Annotated in this window: 5 protein-coding genes, 1 rRNA gene and 1 other annotated feature; of the genes, 5 read left to right on the top strand and 1 reads right to left on the bottom strand. The window is 44.4% G+C overall.

Annotated elements, in window-relative coordinates:
* Positions 1-107 precede the first annotated feature (107 nt).
* Positions 108-223 (top strand): 5S ribosomal RNA (gene rrf / locus DFR59_RS17095).
* Positions 224-1,595: 1,372 nt separating this feature from the next.
* On the opposite strand, the gene DFR59_RS17080 is transcribed toward rrf, so the two are convergent.
* A complete protein-coding gene (locus DFR59_RS17080) occupies positions 1,596-2,588 on the bottom strand; it encodes a tryptophan--tRNA ligase (protein ID WP_114746886.1) in 993 nt (330 codons plus the stop codon).
* A 47-nt stretch (positions 2,589-2,635) separates the two neighbouring features.
* Positions 2,636-2,884 (bottom strand) — a binding site (T-box leader).
* Between the two features lie 194 nt (positions 2,885-3,078).
* Here DFR59_RS17080 and DFR59_RS17075 point away from each other — a divergent pair.
* The 4 genes from DFR59_RS17075 (at position 3,079) to mcsB (ending at position 6,106) form a co-directional block, all read left to right on the top strand.
* A complete protein-coding gene (locus DFR59_RS17075; RefSeq protein ID WP_114746885.1) occupies positions 3,079-3,783 on the top strand; it encodes a C39 family peptidase in 705 nt (234 codons plus the stop codon).
* Positions 3,784-4,000: 217 nt separating this feature from the next.
* Complete coding sequence (locus DFR59_RS17070) at positions 4,001-4,462, top strand: CtsR family transcriptional regulator (RefSeq protein WP_114746880.1); 462 nt, start codon at positions 4,001-4,003, stop codon at positions 4,460-4,462.
* Positions 4,463-4,478: 16 nt separating this feature from the next.
* Positions 4,479-5,021 (top strand): protein-arginine kinase activator protein McsA, encoded by a 543-nt coding sequence (mcsA, locus tag DFR59_RS17065; RefSeq protein WP_114746879.1) that lies wholly within the window; start codon positions 4,479-4,481, stop codon positions 5,019-5,021.
* Positions 5,018-6,106: a protein-arginine kinase McsB gene (mcsB, locus tag DFR59_RS17060; protein ID WP_114746878.1), complete on the top strand. Its 1,089-nt coding sequence runs from the start codon at positions 5,018-5,020 to the stop codon at positions 6,104-6,106. Before mcsA ends, mcsB begins: the two co-directional genes overlap by 4 nt.

Raw genomic sequence — 6,106 nt, 5'->3', positions numbered from 1 at the left:
CAGCTGACGGATACTAATCGATCGAGGACTTAACCACATTTGGTTGATTCCGGTTTAACATGTCACTTACTCTTTATCTAGTTTTGAGAGAACAAACTCTCTATATGTCCGGTGATTACGGCGAAGAGGCCACACCCGTTCCCATACCGAACACGGAAGTTAAGCTCTTCAGCGCCAATGGTAGTTGGGGGTTTCCCCCTGCAAGAGTAGGACGTCGCCGGGCAATGAAGAAAGAGCAGCTGAGAGGCTGCTTTTTTTGTGTTTCTGGGGAGTTATTTGGTGGGTAGAGGGACAATTTATGGCGCTTGAGCCGAGCGAGTGCTCAGTCATGGGTAAAGGCAAAGAAACAACCCTTTCAATTTGCCAGGCTGCCGCCTGGATATTCGGCAAGAGCAAGAGACCAGCGAAAATCACCTCATCGGAGCAGAATTGAACTTAAAAAATGATTCAAATTGTCTTTTTATCGATAATTAAAAGGCAAAGTCCTCGTGAAAGGGAACAAAAAGAGTGAAAATGGGGGAAATCATAGGGGAATTCGCCCGCGCTAATTGGTCTATGCGCGAGAAGTGCTTGTCTATGAACCATTCGGGCTACCTTATGCGCGAAACCAATTTGCCTATGCGCCGGACGGGAAGGGTTATGCGCCAAAATGACATTCCTTTGCGCCAATGGCAATTCCGGTGCCAGTGGGGGTGTCTTCATAGCCGATTGAGCGCTCAGTCAACGCGCCAAAGACCAAAACCATTCAATTTGCCAGGCTGTCGCCTGATATTCGGTAAGAGCAAAAGAATAAGAAAAATGAGCCCTGTAATAGCGGATCTGAACTAATAAATGATTCAAACTGTCCCTTTATCGATAATTAAGAGACAAACTCATCCTGAAAGAGAACAAAAAGAGTGAAAATGGGGGAAATCATCGGGGAATTCGCCCGCGCTAATTGGTCTATGCGCGAGAAGTGCTTGTCTATGAACCATTCGGGCTAACTTATGCGCGAAACCAATTTGCCTATGCGCCGTCCAGGAAGGTTTATGCGCCAAAGTCCCCTTCTTATGCGCCAGCGCTCACTTTTGACCAAATAATCATCTCGATTGAGCGCTCAGTCAACGCGCCAAAGACCAAAACCTTACAATTTGCCAGGCTATCGCCTGGATATTCAGCAAGATCAAAAGAAGAGGGAAAATACACTTCATAGAAGCATATTTGAACTTATAAATGATTCAAATTGTCTTTATATCGATCATTAAGAGGCAAACTCATCCTGAAAGGAAACAAAAGGAGCAAAAACGGGGGAAATCATCCGGAATTCGCCCATGCTATTTTGTTCTATGCGCGAGAAATGCTTGTCTATGAACCATTCTGGCTACCTTATGCGCGAAAACAATTTGGCTATGCGCCGGCTAGGAAGGGTTATGCGCCAAAGTCCCCTTCTTATGCGCCAGCGCTCATTTTTGCCCCAAGGATCCTCTCGATTGAGCGCTCAGTCAATGCTCCAAAGACCAAAACCCATTAATTTGCCAGGCTGTCGCCTGGGTATTCAGCAAGATCAAAAGAGTAATCTACCCTAAAAAGAGCCGCACACTACATGCAGCCCTTATTCAAAACCCCGCTTTTCCCTTGATCTCCTTCAAAAACCCACTTGCTTTAGCCCGAGCTTTCTCTGCCCCATAGGCAAGGATCTCATCTAATTTATGTGGTGAAGCCATTAATTCTTTATATTTCTCCCTCGGTTCTTCGAGACGGGTGTTCATGAGTTCAAACAGCGCATGCTTGGCATCTCCCCAACTGATGCCTTTCTCGTATTGTTCCCTCATTGCTTTCACTTCACTTTGATCAGCAAATTCCTTGTAAATAGAGAAGATGATGGACTCATCCGGATTTTTTGGCGTTTCAGGCGGTAAGGAGTCCGTCTTAATTTTATTGATTAATTTCCTGAGTTTTTTAGGCTCTTCAAATAGAGGGATGGTGTTGTTATAGCTTTTGCTCATCTTTCTGCCATCCAGCCCTAATAAAATGGATGATTCCTTTTCAATGATGGCTTCAGGGAGTTTGAATGTTTCTCCATAGTTCTTGTTGAATGCCTCTGCAAGGTCTCTTGCGATCTCTACATGCTGAAGCTGGTCTTTCCCAACGGGTACTAAGTCTGTGTTAAACAGCAGGATATCGGCGGACATTAGGACGGAATAGGTGAATAACCCCATGTTGACTCCATCGTCTATGTCTTTGCCTGCTGCTTTATTCTTTTCGACAGCGTCCTTATAAGCGTGGGCGCGGTTCATGAGGCCTTTGGCGGCAAAACAGGATAAAATCCAGCTGAGTTCAAATATTTCTGGTACATCTGATTGCCGGTAGAAGATCGATTTTTCCGGATTTAGTCCAAGGGCGATCCATGTTGCTGCGATTCCATAGGATAGCTGCTTCATTTCAAGGGGGTCGTGGATTTTGGTCAATCCATGGTAATCCGCGACAAAGTATACAGGATTGTAATCTTTTTCCTCGGCAAGGGCCAAGGCGGGTTTAATCGAGCCTATATAATTGCCAAGGTGTATTTGGCCGGTTGGCTTGATTCCGGTTAAAACTGTTTTTTTCATTACTGTTCCTCCGTTCGTAGAAAATAAAAAAGGGTCCCCCATCCTATAAAAAGGACGGGAGACCCGTGGTGCCACCTTCATTCGGCTGCTGCCAGCCGCGCTCAAAGAGTACGGAAATAATACATTTCATTATTTCGATACCTGTCTTTTTTAACGGTAAGACTTTCCGCCATGGCCTACTTAGGTTCAGCCTGGATGCTCAGAAGCCCATTCAATGCAAGTGCACACTGATTCCCACCAGCCATCAGCTCTCTTAAGTGCCGCTTACATCTACTTTTCTTCTTCAATGCATTAGTATGATTTCAATTATTGTAAATTATGGATATTTAATTTGCAATAGTTATTTTTAAGGCGAATGCGTAAAATCTGGGCAGACCAGTAAGAAGGTGTCATCTATATTTTCTGTATGTGGAGGGAAAATGGGAAGGTAGCCGAAAGGGGGAGGTTGTTTGTGAAAGGAACTGCAGCATTTATATCCATCGCACTGCTGATGGGCTGTTCACAAGGTGCTGATGAAGATAAATCGATTTCTTTAAAGGATAAACCTGCGCCGGTGCGGTCTGTTTCATATAAGGAACAGCCAGTAACTATAAAGCCGGAAAAAAAGATATTAGATGTACCGATAATCGCCCAAAATCCAGAATTGAAGTATGGATGTGAAGTGACGAGTCTAGCCATGCTTCTTCAAGATGCAGGGGTCAAGGCAGGGAAAATGGAGCTGGCACAAAAAGTCGCCAAGGATCCGGATCCTGTCGTGAAATCAAGAAATGGCGATATTATCAAATGGGGCGACCCGAGTAAAGGGTTTGTCGGGGATATGACGGGAAGGCACATGGGATATGCGGTTTATGATCAGCCGCTTGAAAACCTTATGAATGAATATTTGCCAGGCCGCACGGTCAACCTCACGGGTCAGCCGTTTGACAGGCTGCTGGAGCAGATTCAAAATGGGAAGCCTGTCATCGTATGGACGACAGGCGATTTTAGGCTGCCTGACCGCTGGGAGTCCTGGAGCCACGGTGCTAAAAAAATTAGAACCCCGCTCGATCTCCATGTTGTCGTGCTGGTAGGGTACGATGCCGATTCTGTTTATCTTAACGATCCGCTGTCTGGAAAAAAGGCGGTAAAAGTGAATAAGGCGCGCTTTATTGCCTCGTGGAAGGCATTAGGGGAAAGAGCCGTTTCCTACGCTTGAGTGATGGGCCTATAAAGAATTTAGAAAAATTTTTTGTAGGCCTGTTTCTTTAGATAAAACAAGGGTATTAAAGTAATAATTATCTCATAACGGGTTTAGACCATGTGTGAACATGGAACAATGGATACATATCAATTCATTGCCAAGAAGAATGTCTTTCATGTATAATTTATGTCAAAGATAGTCAAAGTCAAGTCGAAGGATTGGGGGTGACTTGGTGAGGAATATATCAGACATCATTGAAAACTATTTGAAGCAGGTTTTATCATTGAGCCAAAGTGAAATATTGGAAATCAAGAGGAGTGAAATCGCTGATAAGTTTCAATGCGTCCCCTCCCAGATCAACTATGTTATCAATACCCGCTTCACGATTGAGAAGGGATATTTGGTTGAAAGTAAAAGGGGAGGCGGCGGCTACATTCGCATCATGAAAGTGCAGTCGCATGATCAGGCACATTTAATCGATCAGCTGATCTCCCTCGTAAAGTCAAGGGCTTCCCAGGCAAGTGCAGAGGATATTGTCTTCCGTTTGGTAGAAGAGGGCGTCCTTTCCCCGCGGGAAGCGAAGATCATGATCAGCGTCATGGACCGTTCCGTCCTGTACATCGAATTGCCTGAGAGGGATGAACTCCGTGCAAGGATGCTTAAAGCGATGCTAATGACTTTAAAGTATAAATGATGAAGAGGTGAATGAATTGATTTGTCAGGAGTGCAATGAACGACCAGCGACTCTTCATTTTACAAAAATCATCAATGGTCAAAAGACAGAATTTCACTTATGCGAGAAATGCGCCCAAGATAAAGGGGAGAGTTTTTTATTCGGAGATTCATCAGGGTTTTCCATTAACAACCTGCTGGCAGGTCTTTTTAGCAGCGATAATATCTTTCAGAAGGAAAAGCAAACCCTTCCGAAGAATGAAGTAGTTCAATGTGAAAGGTGTTCCATGACGCTTCCGCAATTTATCAATATCGGACGCTTTGGATGCCCGAATTGCTATCATGCGTTCCGCAATCATCTTGATTCCATCTTAAAAAGGCTTCACAGCGGAAATACTGCACATCATGGGAAAATACCAGAACGAATGGGCGGTTCCATTCATACGAAGAAGCAAATCCATGTGCTGAAAGAAGAAATGAAGGCGTTCATCGAAACGGAGGAATTTGAGAAGGCCGCTGAACTGCGCGACGAAATCCGTTCGTTGGAGAAATCCTTGAAGCAGGGAGGGGAATCTTCATGAGCCTTGAGAAGTTTTTGAATCAAGCGGTCAGCAGCTGGATGTGCGAAGAAGGACCGGATTCAGACATTGTGTTAAGCTCCCGCATCCGATTGGCCCGGAATCTGAATGATTACAGCTTCCCGACCATGTTCTCGAATGAAGAAGCTGCAGAGATCGTAGCAAATGTGGAGAAGAATCTGGAGAATGAAGCATTCCATCAGTTCGGCCAGATCGAAAGTTTGAAAGTGAATGAACTGCAGCCTCTCCAGAAAAGGGTGCTCGTCGAAAAGCATTTGATCAGCCCTTATCTTGCGGAAGATTCCAATTACCCCGCTGTCCTGCTTTCAGAACAAGAGGATATCAGCATCATGATTAATGAAGAGGACCATATACGCATTCAGTGCCTGTTTCCAGGACTTCAATTAAAAAAAGCATTAAATCGAGCAAATCAAATCGATGATTTAATGGAGCAACAGCTGGATTATGCATACAATGAAAAATTAGGATACTTAACCAGCTGCCCAACTAATGTGGGGACAGGACTCAGGGCATCTGTCATGATGCATCTGCCGGGTCTTGTTTTGACGCAGCAGATCAATAGAATCATCCCGGCAATCAACCAACTTGGTCTTGTTGTTAGAGGAATTTATGGGGAAGGCAGCGAAGCTTTAGGGAACATCTTTCAGATTTCCAATCAAATCACATTGGGCAAATCTGAAGATGACATCATTGAGGATTTATACAGCGTAGTGCAGCAGATTATTTCCCAAGAAAGGTCCGCGAGGGAAGCATTAGTCAAAACATCACACATACAATTAGAAGACAGAGTGTATCGATCTTATGGTGTTTTGACCAACAGCAGAATCCTTGAATCAAAAGAGGCTGCCAAATGTTTATCCGATGTTCGTCTTGGGATTGATTTAGGGTTCTTTTCCCATATTTCCAGAAACATATTAAATGAACTCATGATTCTGACTCAACCAGGATTTTTACAGCAATATGCCGGTGGGCCGCTCAGACCTGATGAGCGCGACATCAGAAGGGCTACATTGATACGTGAGCGATTGAAGTTAGAGGAAAATCAGAATAGCAAGGAGGAAAACTAA

This window comes from Falsibacillus pallidus (genome assembly GCF_003350505.1).
Taxonomy (GTDB): Bacteria; Bacillota; Bacilli; order Bacillales; family DSM-25281; genus Falsibacillus; species Falsibacillus pallidus.
This window is presented reverse-complemented; position numbering and strand designations above follow the sequence as displayed.